Annotated in this window: 14 protein-coding genes; 1 reads left to right on the top strand and 13 read right to left on the bottom strand. The window is 60.7% G+C overall.

The genetic code is table 11. From position 1 onward, the window contains the following. Positions 1-18: 18 nt before the first annotated feature. From OC71_RS16015 to OC71_RS16005, 3 genes are read right to left on the bottom strand one after another with little or no spacing between them, the layout of a single operon-like run. Positions 19-3,072, bottom strand: coding sequence for an efflux RND transporter permease subunit (locus OC71_RS16015; RefSeq protein ID WP_041071156.1), 3,054 nt, complete (start codon positions 3,070-3,072; stop codon positions 19-21). Continuing rightward, positions 3,069-4,133 carry an efflux RND transporter periplasmic adaptor subunit gene (locus tag OC71_RS16010; RefSeq protein ID WP_041071153.1) on the bottom strand — a complete coding sequence of 355 codons (1,065 nt, stop codon included), beginning with the start codon at positions 4,131-4,133 and terminating at the stop codon, positions 3,069-3,071. Before OC71_RS16010 ends, OC71_RS16015 begins: the two co-directional genes overlap by 4 nt. After that, entirely contained in the window at positions 4,130-5,233 is a 1,104-nt protein-coding gene (locus OC71_RS16005; protein WP_041071151.1) for an efflux RND transporter periplasmic adaptor subunit, read from the bottom strand. The genes OC71_RS16010 and OC71_RS16005 overlap by 4 nt, the downstream gene beginning before the upstream one ends. Before the next feature lie 259 nt (positions 5,234-5,492). On the opposite strand from OC71_RS16005, the gene OC71_RS16000 reads away from it, so the two are divergent. Continuing rightward, complete coding sequence (locus OC71_RS16000; RefSeq protein WP_041071148.1) at positions 5,493-6,689, top strand: AAA family ATPase; 1,197 nt, start codon at positions 5,493-5,495, stop codon at positions 6,687-6,689. A gap of 119 nt (positions 6,690-6,808) precedes the next feature. On the opposite strand, the gene OC71_RS15995 is transcribed toward OC71_RS16000, so the two are convergent. From OC71_RS15995 to OC71_RS15950, 10 genes are all read right to left on the bottom strand, one after another. Then, positions 6,809-7,681 carry a transporter substrate-binding domain-containing protein gene (locus tag OC71_RS15995; RefSeq protein ID WP_041071145.1) on the bottom strand — a complete coding sequence of 291 codons (873 nt, stop codon included), beginning with the start codon at positions 7,679-7,681 and terminating at the stop codon, positions 6,809-6,811. Next, entirely contained in the window at positions 7,678-8,460 is a 783-nt protein-coding gene (locus tag OC71_RS15990; RefSeq protein WP_041071142.1) for an amino acid ABC transporter ATP-binding protein, read from the bottom strand. The genes OC71_RS15995 and OC71_RS15990 overlap by 4 nt, the downstream gene beginning before the upstream one ends. Further along, positions 8,457-9,116, bottom strand: coding sequence for an amino acid ABC transporter permease (locus OC71_RS15985; protein WP_041071139.1), 660 nt, complete (start codon positions 9,114-9,116; stop codon positions 8,457-8,459). Before OC71_RS15985 ends, OC71_RS15990 begins: the two co-directional genes overlap by 4 nt. Next, on the bottom strand, positions 9,097-9,762 hold the full coding sequence (locus OC71_RS15980; protein ID WP_041071136.1) for an amino acid ABC transporter permease: 666 nt from the start codon (positions 9,760-9,762) through the stop codon (positions 9,097-9,099). Before OC71_RS15980 ends, OC71_RS15985 begins: the two co-directional genes overlap by 20 nt. Before the next feature lie 599 nt (positions 9,763-10,361). Then, positions 10,362-11,159: a MetQ/NlpA family ABC transporter substrate-binding protein gene (locus OC71_RS15975; protein ID WP_041071133.1), complete on the bottom strand. Its 798-nt coding sequence runs from the start codon at positions 11,157-11,159 to the stop codon at positions 10,362-10,364. Between the two features lie 260 nt (positions 11,160-11,419). Further along, positions 11,420-12,340: a sigma 54-interacting transcriptional regulator gene (locus OC71_RS15970; protein ID WP_041071130.1), complete on the bottom strand. Its 921-nt coding sequence runs from the start codon at positions 12,338-12,340 to the stop codon at positions 11,420-11,422. 59 nt (positions 12,341-12,399) lie between these two features. Beyond that, positions 12,400-12,981 carry an alpha/beta hydrolase gene (locus tag OC71_RS15965; RefSeq protein WP_041071127.1) on the bottom strand — a complete coding sequence of 194 codons (582 nt, stop codon included), beginning with the start codon at positions 12,979-12,981 and terminating at the stop codon, positions 12,400-12,402. 271 nt (positions 12,982-13,252) lie between these two features. Continuing rightward, positions 13,253-13,654, bottom strand: coding sequence for a biopolymer transporter ExbD (locus OC71_RS15960; protein WP_003220570.1), 402 nt, complete (start codon positions 13,652-13,654; stop codon positions 13,253-13,255). A gap of 1 nt (position 13,655) precedes the next feature. Continuing rightward, positions 13,656-14,381: a MotA/TolQ/ExbB proton channel family protein gene (locus tag OC71_RS15955; protein WP_041071117.1), complete on the bottom strand. Its 726-nt coding sequence runs from the start codon at positions 14,379-14,381 to the stop codon at positions 13,656-13,658. 44 nt (positions 14,382-14,425) lie between these two features. Next, a complete protein-coding gene (locus OC71_RS15950; RefSeq protein ID WP_041071114.1) occupies positions 14,426-15,241 on the bottom strand; it encodes an energy transducer TonB in 816 nt (271 codons plus the stop codon). Positions 15,242-15,299: the final 58 nt, after the last annotated feature.

Here is a 15,299-nt window from a genome sequence, read left to right as displayed (position 1 = left end):
CGATCTTTTGCTTTTGCCTTATGCTGTCTCTTTCTTCGGCTCGCGAATCTTGTACCAGGCCACATACAGCGCTGGCAGAAACAGCAGGGTCAGCAACGTCGCAACCACGATCCCGCCAATCATCGCGTAGGCCATCGGCCCCCAGAACACTTCCCGGGCAATCGGAATCATGCCCATGCTCGCCGCCGCAGCCGTCAGCAGGATCGGCCGACGCCGGTGCTCGGTCGCTTCCACCACCGCATCCCACGGCGTATAGCCCTTCTGCTCGAACTCATCGATCTGCGTCACCAGAATCACCGAGTTGCGGATGATGATACCGATCAGTGCAAGGATCCCCAGGATCGCCACGAAGCCCATCGGCGTACCGGTCGGCACCAGCGCCAGCACCACGCCGATCAGACCCAGCGGCGCGACACTTGCCACCAGGAACATCTTCTGCACGCTGTGCAACTGGATCATCAGGAAGGTCGCCATCAAAAACAGCATCAACGGCAGGACCTTGGCGATCGGTCCCTGGGCCTTGCCGCTTTCCTCGACCGTACCGCCCGTGGCGACTTTGTAGCCGACCGGGAGTTTTTCAGCGAAAGCATCAATCGACGGCTTGAGCAGTTTCACCAGGTCGGTCGGCTGGATCTCGTCGCGCACCGAGGCCTTGATGGTGATGGTCGGCAGACGGTCACGACGCCACACCAGCGGTTGCTCCAGCTCATACCGCACGGTGGCAAAGGCCAATAGCGGAATCGACGTGCCGTTGGGTGTGACGATCTGCAGGTTCTGCAGGGTTTCCGGGGTGCCGCGTTCGGAATCCACCGCGCGGCCGACGACGTTGATCAGGTAGATATCGTCATCGACCTGGGTCAGTGGCGAGCCGCTGACGATGCTATTCATCAGCTTCGCCACGTCTTCCGAGGACAGCCCGAGCTGACGCGCCTTGTCCTGGGCAATGTCGATGCGCAGCACTTTGCCCGGCTCGTTCCAGTCGTAAATGATCTCGCCGATGTGCTCGTTCTTGTCCAGTTCGGTCGCCAGATCGATAGCGTGCTTGCGCACCTGATCGATGTCCTTGCCGCTGACCCGGTACTGGATCGGGCGCCCCACCGGCGGGCCCATTTCCAGCGCCTGCACGTAACTGCCGATGCCGACGAAATCCTTGTGCAAGCGTTCACGCAGGCGTTGGCTGAGGGCTTCGCGGGCCTCGAAGTCTTTGCTGACGATCACCAGTTGCGCGTAGTACGGGTTCTGCAATTGCTGGTCGAGCGGCAAGTAGAAACGGATCGCGCCCTGACCGATGTAAGTGCTCCAGCGCACGATGTCCGGATCGCCCTTGAGCGTGGCTTCGAGCTTGTCCACGGCCTTGCGGGTTTCGTCGATCGAGGCGTTTTGCGGCAGGTTCAGATCGACGAGGATTTCCGGGCGATCGGAGGACGGGAAGAACTGATTTTGCACAAAGCGCATGCAGAACACCGCCAGCACGAAGCACAACACGGTGATGCCGATCGCCCACCAGCGGTTGCGCATCGACCACAGCAAACCGTGGTTGAATGCCCGGCCAATGCGTCCCGGCTCGCCCTCGTGAGGTTTCACATTGGTGCTGAGGATGTGCACGCCGATTACCGGTGCGAACAGCACCGCGACGATCCACGACACCAGCATGGCCACCGCGATCACCGCAAACAGGGTGAAGGTGTACTCACCGGCGGAGCTGGCGTTGAGGCCGATTGGCACGAAGCCGGCAACGGTCACCAGCGTACCGGTGAGCATCGGGAACGCCGTCGAGGTGTAGGCAAACGTAGCCGCCTGCTCCTTGGTCTCGCCCATTTCCAGACGCGTGACCATCATCTCCACGGTGATCATCGCGTCGTCCACCAGCAGCCCGAGGGCGATGATCAGCGCGCCGAGGGAAATCCGCTGCATGGTGATACCGCTGTATTCCATGAACACAAACACCATCGCCAGCACCAGCGGAATCGAGCACGCCACCACCAGCCCGGCGCGCACACCAAGACTGATGAAGCTGACCACCAGCACGATGATCACCGCTTCGAACAGCGCGCTGGTGAAGCCACCAACCGCCTCTTCCACCACCACGGCCTGATCGGACACCGTATGGACGCCGACGCCAACCGGCAGATCAGCGGTGATCTGGTCGATCCGCTGGTGCAACGCCTTGCCGAATTCCTGAACGTTGCCGCCCTTCTGCATGGCAATCGCCAGACCGATTGCCGGCTTGCCGTCGAAACGGAATTCCGGCGTGGCCGGGTCAACATAACCGCGACTGATGTCGGCGATATCGGCCAGACGATAGAAGCGCTCATTGAGTTTGAGATTGACCTCGGCCAGATCCTTCTCCGAGGCGAACTGCCCTGAAGTACGCACCGAGATACGCTCGGGCCCGGCCTCGATCACACCCGCCGGAGTCACGGCGTTCTGCGATTGCAGGCTCTGCACCACCTGACGCTGATCGATGCCCAATGCCGCGAGCTTGCGGGTGGAGAAGTTCAGGTAAATCACTTCGTCCTGCTGGCCGATCATCTCGATCTTGCCCAGACCCGGCACGTTGCGGATCTCGGCGCGGGCCTGTTCCACGTAGTCGCGCAACTGGCGCATGGTCAGGCCGTCGGCGGTAAACGCGTAGACCGAGCCGTAGACGTCACCGAACTCATCGTTGAATCCGGGCCCCTGAATCCCTTGGGGAAACTGTCCGCGAATGTCATCGATCTTCTTGCGCACCTGGTACCAGATTTCCGGAATGTCCTTGGCGCTGGTGGTGTCGCGCAGGTACACGTAGACCGTCGATTCACCGGGGCGCGTGTAACTTTTCACGTAGTCGAGAGAATCGAGCTCCTCGAGTTTTTTCTCGATGCGGTCGGTGACCTGCTTGAGGGTTTCCTCCTGGGTCGCGCCCGGCCATTTGGTCTGGATGACCATGGTCTTGATGGTGAACGAAGGATCTTCTTCACGCCCCAGATTGAAGTAAGAGAACACCCCCATCAGCAACGCGACGAACATCAGGTACCAGACGAACGACTGATGCTTGAGGGCCCATTCGGAGAGATTGAAAGAGCCTTTCATTGACTGTCCTCGTCGAGTTTCACGGCTTGTCCGGGTTTAAGACTGTTGACGCCTGCGCTGACCACGCGCTCGCCAGATTTGACGCCGTCGGCCAGCACCACGGTGCCGTCGGTACGGCTGATCACGCTGACGTCACGGGGCGCGACGGTTTTGCTGGAGGTGTCGACCACCCAGATGCGGGTCTTGCCATCGGCTTCCTGCAGGGCAGTGGCAGGCAACTCGATACGCGGCTTGATCGCCGAACTGAGGGTCACGCTGATCGCCGTACCGAGGCGAAACCCCTCCGGGGTGCTGGCCAGGGTCAGCCGCGCGCGGCGGGTGCGCGTGGCGCTTTGAGCCTGCGGTTCGATCTCGCGAATGGTCGCGGTGGTATTGATGCTCGGGTCGAGTTGCCCGGCCACCAGAAACACTACGTCGGCGGGGATCTGATCAACCAGTGTGTCCGGCAGGTCGATCACCGCTTCCTTGATGTCCGGTTGCGCCAGAGTCACCACTTGCTGGCCGGCGGTCACCACTTGGCCGGCTTCGGCATTCCATGCGGTGACCACGGCTTTGTGGTCGGCGCGCAGCTCGGTGTAGCCGAGCTGATCCTTGCTCTGATCGACCGCCGCCCGGGCCTGATCGAGCGAGGCCTGGGTGGTTTTCAGATCGGTGATGGCGATGTCCAGTTGTGCCTGCGCGCCCACCCCACGATCAAACAGCGCCTGCTGACGCCGGGCATTGGCCTGGGCGTTGATCAGTTGCGCCTGCACCTTGGCCAGATCGCCCTGGGCCGAACGCAACTGGTTCTGTTGATCGGAGGGGTCGAGCGTGGCGAGCAACGTACCCTTTTGCACCTCGGTGCCGACATCGACGTTACGGCTGGCAATACGTCCACCGACGCGGAAACCGGTGTTGCTCTCGTAACGCGCCTGAATGCTGCCGGCGAAACGCCCGAGGGTTTCCTCGTTCAGCGCCTGTACCTTGATCGACAGCACGGGTCGTACCGGCTCCGGAGGTGGCTCGCTTTTCGAGCAGGCGGCCAGCAACACACTGATGGATAACAGCCCCAGACGCTTCATGGCTGTGCTCCCGGTTGCAGATCCTTGTAGGTGTTTTCGGCGATCTCGACTTTCATGCCCGGATGCAACAACTGCCCACCCGCGACAATGACTTTTTCCCCGCCTTTGAGACCGTCGCTGATGATCACCTTGCCGATCAGGTAGCGGCTGACAGTGACGTTGTGCAACTGCGCCTCGCCCTTGTCGTCAACCATCCACACGGCCGGATCGCTGATGTTTTTGGTCAGCGCCGACCATGGCAATTCCACCGCCGACTTGCCGCTGCCCTTGGCCGTGGCGCTGACCACCGAGCCGAGCTGCATGCCCTGCGGCAGGCTGTCGAGGGTGACTTTGACTTGTACCGTGCCAGACTGCGCCGACACTGCCGGAGTGATTTCGCGCACCGTGCCGGTGGTCTTGATCGCGGGATTATCGAGCAGGCTGACGACAATCGAGCGATCGGCAGGACGTTCGGCCAGCAGCGATTCGTAGACGTTGAACACCGCGTCGCGATCGCCATCGCGGGCCAGTTTGAAAATCGGCGCGGTCGCCTGGACCACCTGGCCGACCTCTGCCTGGCGTTCAGTGATAATCCCCGGGGCATCGGCGATCAGCGCGGTGTAGCTCAGTTGATCCTTGGCATTGGCCAGTTGCGCCTGCGCCGCGCTCAAGGCGCTCTGGCTGCTGCGCAAGGCGGCTTGGGCGGAGTCGAATTCGCTCTGGCTGGTGTAACCCTTGGGCAACAGTTTCTGCTGACGCACGAACGCTGCGGCGCTCTGTTTGACCCGTGCCTGCTCGGCGATGACCTGGGCCTGAGCGGAATCGACGTTGGTCTGCAAATCCTTGGGATCGAGTTTGGCCAGCACTTGCCTGGCGCTGACCCGGTCGCCGACATCCACCATGCGCTGGATGATCTTGCCACCGACCCGGAACGACAGTTCGGTCTGCACCCGCGCCTGCACATCGCCGGTCAGGGTCACGGCAGCCGCGTAATCGGCAGGTTTGACCTCTTGCACAAAGACCCGTGGCAGGTACTCCGCCGGGGCTTCTTTCTTGCCGCAAGCGGTCAACAATGTGAGCAGGCTCAGCACGACAACTGTTTTCAATCCGGGACTCGCCATGCAGACTCCTTCCTGTGTACGAACGTGCAAGTGACGATACGACTGTGAGCTTAGAACAGGGTTCAACGTTCGCTCACGGGAATAACGCATTTTCCACATTGATTTCTGTGGCGAGGGAGCTTGCTCCCGCTCGACTGCGCAGCAGGCGCAAACCTTTCGAATCGGGGGTGGGGGCCGCTTCGCAGCCCAGCGGGAGCAAGCTCCCTCGCCACAGGGGTACAGGCACGACACACTATCGGCTCCGGCAAAGGAAACGCCCATGCTCAAGACCCTCGCGGTGGCCAATTACCGCTCGATCAACAAATTGGTGATCCCGCTGGGCCGGCTGAACCTGATCACCGGCCCCAACGGCAGCGGCAAGTCCAATCTCTACCGCGCCTTGCGCCTGCTGGCGGAGACCGCTCAGGGTGGCGTGGTCAATGCACTGGCCCGCGAGGGCGGGCTGGACTCGACGTTCTGGGCCGGGCCGGAAACCATCAGCCGACGCATGCGCAGCGGCGAAGTGGCGGTCGAGCCGACCGTGCGTCAGGGCGTCAAACGGCTGCGCCTGGGGTTTGCCGGGGAGGATTTCAGCTACTCCATCAGCCTCGGCCTGCCCGACTCCAACGGCCACTTCATGTTGCCGGGAGACACTCAGCCCAGCCCCTCGCGTTTCAGCCTCGATCCGCAGATCAAGCGCGAATGCATCTGGGCCGGCCCGCTCTATCGCCCGGCGAGCCTGCTGGTGGATCGCAACGGTGCGATGATCCGCGCCCGCGAAGCCCGCAGCTGGGACGTGCTGGCGCAGCACACACCGAATTTCGACAGCCTGTTCGATCAAATCGGCAGCCTGCGCAGTTCGCCAGAGGTGTTCCAGATGCGCGAGTTCATCCGCCGCTGGCGCTTCTACGACCACTTTCGCAGCGACGCCGACGCCCCGGTGCGCCAACCGCAACTGGGTACGCGCACGCCGGTGCTGCACCACGACGGTCGCGATCTGGCAGCCGCGTTGCAGACCATCAATGAAATCGGCGACCCCGAGGCGTTGCAGGCGGCGATCAGCGATGCGTTTCCCGGCGCACGGCTGAACATCGCACCGCTGGCCGGTGGACGCTTTGCCATCGAGTTTTTCCAGGAGGGGTTGCTGCGACCCTTGTCGGCGGCGGAGCTGTCGGACGGGACGTTGCGTTATCTGTTGCTGATTGCCGCATTGCTGACGCCAAGACCACCGTCATTGATGGTGCTCAACGAACCGGAAACCAGCCTGCACCCGGATCTTTTGCCGGCGCTGGCGCGCTTGATCATTCGCGCATCGGAACAGTGTCAGGTGTGGGTGGTGTCCCATGCACGGCGGTTGATTTCAGCGTTGCAGGAGGATCCGGAATGCAACTGCATCGTGCTGGAGAAAACCTTCGGCCAGACCGGAATTGTCGGGCAGCGGGTACTGGATGAGCCGGCGTGGAACTGGCCGGATTGAAAGCGAAAAGATCGCAGCCTGCGGCAGCTCCTACAGGTTTCGCGTCGCGCCGTGATAGGGTGACAAGCGCTGTCCGTGTAGGAGCTGCCGCAGGCTGCGATCTTTTGCGCCTTAATTAATCAACCCTGCCACTTGCCACCCTCGACAATCACACTCTCAGGCCGGGTGTCATCGCTCAGCTCTTTGCGCACGTATTGGTCGTACAGCTTGAGCAGGTACTTCTCTTCACCCAGCTTCGCCAGTTCGCTGTTCACCCAGTCACGCAGCTCGACATTGCCCTTCTTCACCGCCGGGGCAATCGGTGCTTCGGCGCCGAGTTTTTCCTCCAGCACACGGTAGCCCGGGTTCTGTTTGGCCCAGCTGAACAGCACCAGATTGTCCTGCGCGTAGGCATCGCCACGGCCATTGGCCAGGGCTTGCAACGACTCGGAGTTTTTCTCGAACTTCAGCAGTTTCCAGTCCGGATGGTTCTTGGTCAGCCAGATATCGGCAGTAGTCCCGGTGGTCACGATGGTGGTGCGGGTGGCCAAGTCATCCAGTTTTTTCACCGCACTGCTTTGCGGCACCAATGCCTGCACCGCAACCTTGAGGTTCGGGTTGGTGAATTCCACCGCCTCCTTGCGCTCCGGAGTCACGGTCATGTTGGCGAGGATCAGGTCGACCTTGTCGCTCTGCAGGAACGGAATGCGGCTCGCCGGCTCCACGGCAACAAACTCGACTTTGTTCTCGTCACCGAGCAGATCCTTGGCGAAACGCCGGCCGATGTCGGTGTCGAAACCGACGTAGCGCCCGGCCTCATCGACGAAACCGAACGGTGGCTTGTCGGTGAACACGCCGACGATCAGTTTGTCGCGGGCCTTGATCTTGTCCAGATAGCCGGCTGGCGCGGCGCTTTCGCTGGCGACTTTCGGCTTCGGCGGTTCTTCGGTTTTGCTGCAACCGGCAAGCAAGGCAAGGCTGAGCAGAGGCAGTAAAAAAGCGGCAGTTTTCATAGCGGTTCCAGTTCCTTTGTCGGATTCGTTTTTGGCAGTGTTGCAACGAAGGAGAACTTCTCCAGGAACTGCTGCGCGCGTGCGGTTTGCGGGTTCGTAAAGAAAATCTCGGGCGGGTTCTGTTCAAGGATACGCCCGGCATCCATGAACACGATGCGGTCGGCCACTGCGCGGGCGAAGGCCATTTCGTGGGTGACGATCAGCAGGGTCATGCCCTCGCGGGCCAGGCCCTGAATCACTTGCAGCACTTCCTTGACCATTTCCGGGTCGAGGGCCGCGGTGACTTCATCGAACAGCATGACCCGTGGGTTCATGCACAACGAGCGGACGACGGCGATGCGTTGCTGCTGGCCACCGGAGAGCTGGCGCGGGAAGGCATCGCGTTTATCCGCCAGGCCCACGCGTTCGAGCAGCGCTTCGGCTTGCTGCTGCGCTTCACGGCGCTGGCGCTTTTGCACCTTGAGCGGGCCAAGCAATAAATTGTCGAGCACGCTCATGTGCGGAAACAGGTGATAACTCTGGAACACCATGCCGATCTGTTGGCGCACTTCGCGCCAGTCGGTGGCCTTGTCCAACAGTTCACGACCGACAAATTTCAGGCTGCCGCTGTGCGCTTCTTCCAGACCGTTGAGGCAACGCAGCAACGTGCTTTTGCCACAACCGCTGGGGCCGAGAATGACGATCACTTCGCCGCTGCGCACGCGCAGATCGATGCCCTTGAGCACCTGTTGCTCGCCATAGAATTTGTTGAAACCCTGAAACTCGATCAATGCGCTCATGCTTGCGTCCAGCGCCGCTCCAGCACGCGCGAGGCGGCCGACAGCGGGTAGCAGATAAAAAAGAAAAACAGGAACAGCGCGCCGTAGATCAGCACCGATTCGTAGGTGCGCTCGATGATCTGCTGGCCGACTTTGATCACATCGACCACCCCGATCAGCACCGCCAGCGAGCTGGTCTTGATGATTCGCGTGTAGACGTTGATGGTCGGTGGTGTCATGCGCTTCAGCGCTTGCGGCAGCAACACGTAGCCGTACAGTTGCGCAGCATTCAGGCCGATCGACAGCCCCGCCTCACGCTGCCCGCGCGGCAACGAATGCAGCGCACCGCGTGCCACCTCGCCAACCTCGCTGGCGCCCCACAGCGACAGCACCAGCACCGCGCACCAGAAGCTCGGCAGGCTCAGTCCGAAGAAAATCGGCAAGCCGAAAAACAGCAGGTACAGCCAGACCAGCACCGGAATCGCCCGGAACAGTTCCAGATAGACCCGCAGGATCGTGTTCAGCCACTTCACGTTGAGCGTGCGCAATGCGCCGTAGAGCACGCCGCCAACGGTGCTGATGGCGATGCTCAGGAACGAAATCGACAAGGTTTGCCCGGCACCTTTTGCCAGTTGCGGCAACGACACCCAGAGCAGCTCAAGACCCGAACTGGCCATGCTGGAGCCTCCTTTCCAGACGGCTGAGCAACAGCGACAGCGGCAAGAACAACAGCACGCAGATCAGCGTCAGCACGGCGAGCATTTCGTAGGTTTTGTAGTAGAGCGCGATGTAGCTTTTGGTGGTGTAGAGGATTTCCGGCACCGCCACCGCCGAGACCACGGTGGTTTCCTTGAGCAGGAAAATGAAATTGGCGAACAGCGACGGCAGGCTGAGAATCCCCGCCTGCGGCAGGATCACGTAGCGCAGCAACTGGCCGTGGGACAGGCCGATGGAGCGCCCCGATTCCAGTTGCGCCTGCGGCACCGCATCGATGCCGGCGCGCAGTACCTCGGTGAGGTAGGCACCGCCAAGGAAAGTCATGGTGATGATTGCCGCGGTGAATCCGGAAACCTTGATCCCCAGCGCCGGCAAGGCAAAGTAGACGAAGAACAGTTGAATCAGCAGCGGCGTGTTGCGCGCCAGCTCCACATACAGGCCGACGGCGCGTTGCAGGTAAGGCGTGCGGAACACCAGAATCGTCGCGTTGAGCAGGGCCACCAGCAGCGACGTGCCGATGGCGATGAACCCGACTTGCAGCGTCACGCCCACAGCCTTGAGAAAGGCCGGCAGGGTACTGAGGATAAAGGCGTAGTCGAAAGTCATGAAGCATCCTGGACGTCGCTCGGTAAGCGACGGTCATGCAGTCCATGGACAGCGGGTAACTGTCCGGCAGGTGCTGACTTTATAGGTATAAAAACAAGAATTTAAATACCGTTAAAGCATATTGATATCACTCAAAAAACTACCCTGTGGGTTTGCCGGGAAGGAATAAGAAGGCTATTTTCCCTTGCGCTGTAGGAAGGATCTTTTTTGCGTGAAAGCCCTCCAAGGACGAACAGCTTTTGGCCAGACTCCCCCGGCCAAACCATTACAAGGAAGACAACATGGACGTAAAAGTGCCGCAGCGACTGGACCCGCAGGACATCGTGAAATTGCTCGTGGCGTTGCGCCGGGCGTTGAAGGCTCAGGTGGCCTGAACCCGATCTGGCTTTTGATATTTTGTGGCGAGGGAGCCTGCTCCCGCTCGACTGCGCAGCAGTCGCAAACCGGGCACGCGATTGGGAGTCCTTCGGCCTCCAGCGGGAGCAAGCTCCCTCGCCACAGGCATGTCGATCCCATAAATCGAGCGCACACAAAAACGCCGATGACCCTCACTGGCCATCGGCGTTTTCATACCTTGAAGGGGTGGTTCAAGCGGCGGATCAGAACGCCGGCAGCACCGCGCCGTTGTACTTCTTCTCGATGAACGCTTTGACTTCCGGGCTGGTCAGCGCAGCGGCCAGTTTCTTGATGGCGTCGCTGTTCTTGTTGTCCTCACGGGCGACCAGAAAGTTTACGTAAGGCGAGTCAGCGCCTTCGATCACCAATGCATCCTTGGTCGGGTTCAGCTTGGCTTCCAGCGCGTAGTTGGTGTTGATCATGTCCAGATCAACTTCCTTCAGCACGCGTGGCAGCAGGGCCGATTCCAGTTCCTTGAACTTGAAGTTGTGCGGGTTCTTGGCGATGTCTTTCGGGGTCGCCAGGGCGTTTTTCGGATCTTTCAGTTCGATCAGGCCCGCCTTCTGCAGCAGGATCAGGGCACGGCCGCTGTTGCTGCCCTCGTTCGGGATAGCGATGGTCGCGCCGTCAGGCAGATCAGCCAGTTTCTTGTACTTGCTCGAGTAGCCACCGAACGGTTCAACGTGCACGCCTTGAACGGTCACCAGGTACTTGGCCTTGTCGTCCTTGTATTTGCCGGCATTGAAGCTGTCCAGGTAGGGCTTGGTCTGGAAGTAGTTGGCATCCAGACGCTTCTCGCCCACCTGCACGTTCGGCTGCACGTAGTCGGTGAAGACCTTGATTTCCAGATCCACGCCTTCTTTGGCCAGGGTCGGTTTGATCAGCTCGAGAATTTCCGCGTGCGGCACCGGAGTCGCCGCCACCACCAGTTTCTCGCCGGCCTGGGCCAGGGAAGCAGTCAGAGCAGCCGCCAATGCGGTAAACAACAGAACCTTTTTCATGCAGTGTCCTTATCGAGAATCACGGTCGCGAATGGCGACGGCTATTAATACGTGTGCCAGTGAAGTGCTATCTCTGGCGTGAAGCGGACAATACCGGGATTTTTTATTCCCGGACAATAACGTTTATTCACGTTGATATTCCATTTTGTTCATACACGCGAGATAGACATGCAGGCGCTGCCGCAGGCTGCGATCTTTTGATTTTCAATGGTTTAAAAGCGCTGAAAGCAAGATCAAAAGATCCCAGCCTGCGGCAGCTCCTACACGAGGCCTGCGTTGTTCAGTAACTGCTTTAGCGCCTGCTGATCGGCGGCGTTGCCATTTTCCAGGATTTGTTTGATCTGGCTTTCGATCTGCACCAGCGTCTGTGGCAGGTTCAGGTGCTCCGGGAGGATTTCCTCGCCAGTGCTGACCAGCAGCGCGAAGTGAATGACATTTTCCAGCTCGCGGGTGTTGCCCGGCCAGCTGTGGCGTTCCAGCAGGTGCTGCGCGGCTTCGCTGATCAACGGCACCGGCAGATCAAGGCGCTGGCTGTAGATGCCGAGAAAGTATTCGGCCAACGACAGGATGTCGCCGATCCGCTCGCGCAGGGCCGGCAATTCCAGCTGACCTTCGCTGAGGTAGTGATAGAGCCGTTCGTGGAATTTCCCCGCGTCCACCGCTTGCGCCAGATCGATGCTGGTGGCTGCGACCAACCGCACATCCACCGGGCTCGGCTGATGCGCGCCGACGCGGGTGACTTCATGATTTTCCAGGGCGGCGAGCAGTTTGATCTGAATCGGCAGCGGCAAGTCGCCAATCTCGTCCAGATACAACGTGCCGCCGTTGGCCGAACCGAACCAGCCGGCACGACTGCTGGCCGAACCGGTGTAACTGCCGGCGGCATAGCCGAACAGTTCGGCATCGGCATACGTCGGGCTGATCGCGCCGCAGTTGACCGAGACGAACAGACCGCTGCGATCACTGGCGCGGTGGATGTGGCGCGCGAGCAACTCTTTACCGGTGCCGGTCTCGCCACGGATCAATACCGAGATTGTCCGTGGTGCCAGGTGCTCCAGCTCTTCACGCAGTTGCCGCGAACGTGGATCAACGAAGACCAGCGCCTTGGCGCGGATGCTCAGGGGGCTTTTTTCCGCATCGGGAAAGGTCAGCAACGGCTGACCGAACGCTTCAAAACTCATGGCAGACTCCCGCCCACAACCGCCGGGAGACGGGGGCGATCAAAAAGAAAAAATACCACTCAAGCGCGACGCCGCGCGTGGTGTTCCAGGCGGTTTTGCAGGCGATAGAGGTAAGCGAAACCTTGCTCCCAGCGCTGGTGCCCGGACTTGACGTTGATGTGCCCGGCCCCGGCGAGAATCCCCGCCTCGGCGCCCCAATCGCGCGCCAGCTCCAGCGCACGTGGCGCGCTGACCGCGGCGTCGTTGTCGGAGGCGACGACCTGACTGGGGAAAGGCAGCAGGTCAGTCGGGATCGGTGCGAAGTTACGCAGCGCCGGTGCGCAAGTCGGGCGCTCGACATCCGCCGGTGCAACCAGCAACGCCCCGCGCACCTGCCGCAGGTATTGCACGGGCGCGGTAGCCGCCCAATGCGCAACGGTGACGCAACCCAGGCTGTGAGCAATCAGGATCACTGGCGTGCTGTCGGCGGCAATCGCTTCGGCCAGCGCCGCGACCCAGTCTTCACGGCGCGGCGTCAGCCAGTCGGCCTGCTCCACCCGGGCGCTGTTGGGCAGGCTGTTCTGCCAGTGGGTTTGCCAATGATCTTCTGGCGATCCTTGCCAGCCCGGCACAATCAGGTAACGGATTGATTCGTTGCGCATGGGGGAGCTCTCCTGCGTCGTGTCTGTTCCTGATCGAGTATAGGGACGGGATTTATATTCGTTAAGGAATAAGAAGCTATTTATTAAGACTCAAAAGAAATATCAATTGTTTTGTGCAGGAGCTGCCTAAGGCTGCGATCTTTTGCTCTTGTTCTTAAAATCAAAATCAAAAGATCGCAGCCTTCGGCAGCTCCTGCAGGGGTAGTTTTTGCGAGATAAAAAAAGGGCCGCACCCTGCCAAGGAGACGGCCCCGGAAAAACGTAAATCCTGTTACCGCGCGGTGATCACCGACAACTTGGTAATCCCCGCCCGCTCGATCGAAGCCATGGCCCGCGCCACTTCGCCGTAGTTCACCCCGTCGTCGGCCTGCAGTTGCACGCGGACTTCCGGGTCTTTCGCCTTGGCCGACTTGAGGTTGAATTCCAACAGGTCCGGCTGGATTTCATCCTTGTTGATAAACAGTTTGCCGGCACCGTCGATGCTCACCACCAGCGGGTCTTTCTGCTCGACCGGCGCCACGGCTTCGGTCTTCGGCAAATTGATCGGGATCGCATTGGTCAGCAGCGGTGCGGTGACGATAAACACCACCAGCAGCACCAGCATCACATCCACCAGCGGCGTCACGTTGATCTCGCTCAGCACCTCGTCGCTGTCTTGCGTGGAAAAGGCCATATCAGGACGCCTCCTTCACTTTTGTCGCGTTGCCCGGTGCCGACACCTTGTTTGCAGTCGGGTGGATCAACACGCGGAACGCACTCTTCTGCGCCAGGCTGTAGAAGTCGTGGGCGAAGTCATCCAGATCCGCCGCCGTCAGTTTCAGACGCCGCAAAAAGTAGTTGTAAACCAGCACCGCCGGCACCGCGACGGCGATCCCCACACCGGTGGCGACCAGTGCCGCACCGATCGGACCGGCGACTGTTTCCAGGCTCGCCGAGCCTGCCGCGCTGATGCCTTTGAGCGCTTCCATGATTCCCCACACCGTGCCGAACAGACCAATAAACGGCGAGGTGCTGCCAATACTCGCGACCACCGCCAGACCGGTTTCCAGCGAACGCCGTTCGCGCACGATCTGCTGGCGCAAGGCACGTTCGAGGCGATCTTGATGGTTGATCGCCTGGCTCAGATCATTGGCCTGCGGCGCCTCACCCACCTGAATCGCCGCGTAACCGGCTTGTGCCACCCGGGCCGCAGCGCCGGGTTGGGTTTCGCTCAACTCAGCGGCGGAGTCGAGACTCGACGCCGCCCAGAAGCGTTTATGAAACTTGCGATCCTGCGCCTTCAGACGACCGAACTGCACAGCCTTGAGCAGCGCCAGTCCCCAGGTGGCAACGGAAAAAACCACTAGCAGCCAGATCACCGCACTTTCGATGGATTCCAGTGGAGAGGCCAGTAACGTCATGATGTGTTCCCTCGTGTAAACATTTAGCGCGAATAGGTTTCGGTTTAATGAATCTTGAAATCGATGGGCACGCTGACCCAGCCGTCCTGGGCGACATCACCCTGCTTGGCCGGCACGAAGCTCCACTGTTTGACGGCGTTGAGCGCTGCGTCGTCGAGCTGCTGCCGGCCACTGCTTTTCTGAATCTGGATCTCGCCCGGCTTGCCATTGGCCAACACATGCACCCTTAACATCACCGTGCCTTCCCAGCCGCGACGCTGAGCCAGCGACGGGTATTCCGGCGCCGGGTTCTTCAAATACGCGGCGTTGGCCGAGGCCGGCGTTACCGGAGCCGGAGCCGCGGGTGCAGGTGGCGCTGGCGCAGCGACCGGGGCGGCCGGTTGCGGCGGCGCCGGTGGTTGCTCCACGGCTTTGGGTGCTGGCTTCGGCACCGGTTTAACCACCGGTTTCGGCTTGGGTTTGGGGATCGGTTTAGGCGGTGGCGGCTTCACCGCCAACTCGTCTTCAACCGGTGGCGGAGGTTCGACCACCGGCGCGGGCGGCGGCGGTTCAACCACGGGCGGCGCGGGTGGTGCCGGCCGCGAAAACTCGATGGTCATCGGCGGAATTTCCGGCGGCACGATCGGCAACGCCGGTGTCGGATGCTGATTGATCCAGTAGATCACCGCACCATGCACCAGCAGCGCCAGCACGCCGAGCAGGATCGCTTCACGACGGCTCAGAATGCCCTTGGGCGCGCGCTGCAAACGCAACTGCCCCAACGGCACACGATGGGGCCGGCCGAGATCGACCAATTCGCCACTCGGTGCCTGGCGCCACAGCACCTCTTGTGCACTGGCGGCGGTCTGGACATTGCCCATTGATTCACTCCCTGCGGTCTTTTTTGCGTTTTCTACACAACAGTCAATCCGCCGTTTG

Source organism: Pseudomonas sp. W15Feb9B (assembly GCF_000828175.1).
Taxonomy (GTDB): Bacteria; Pseudomonadota; Gammaproteobacteria; order Pseudomonadales; family Pseudomonadaceae; genus Aquipseudomonas; species Aquipseudomonas parakoreensis.
The sequence above is the reverse complement of the archived record's forward strand: the minus strand, read 5'-3'. Positions and strand labels throughout refer to the sequence as shown.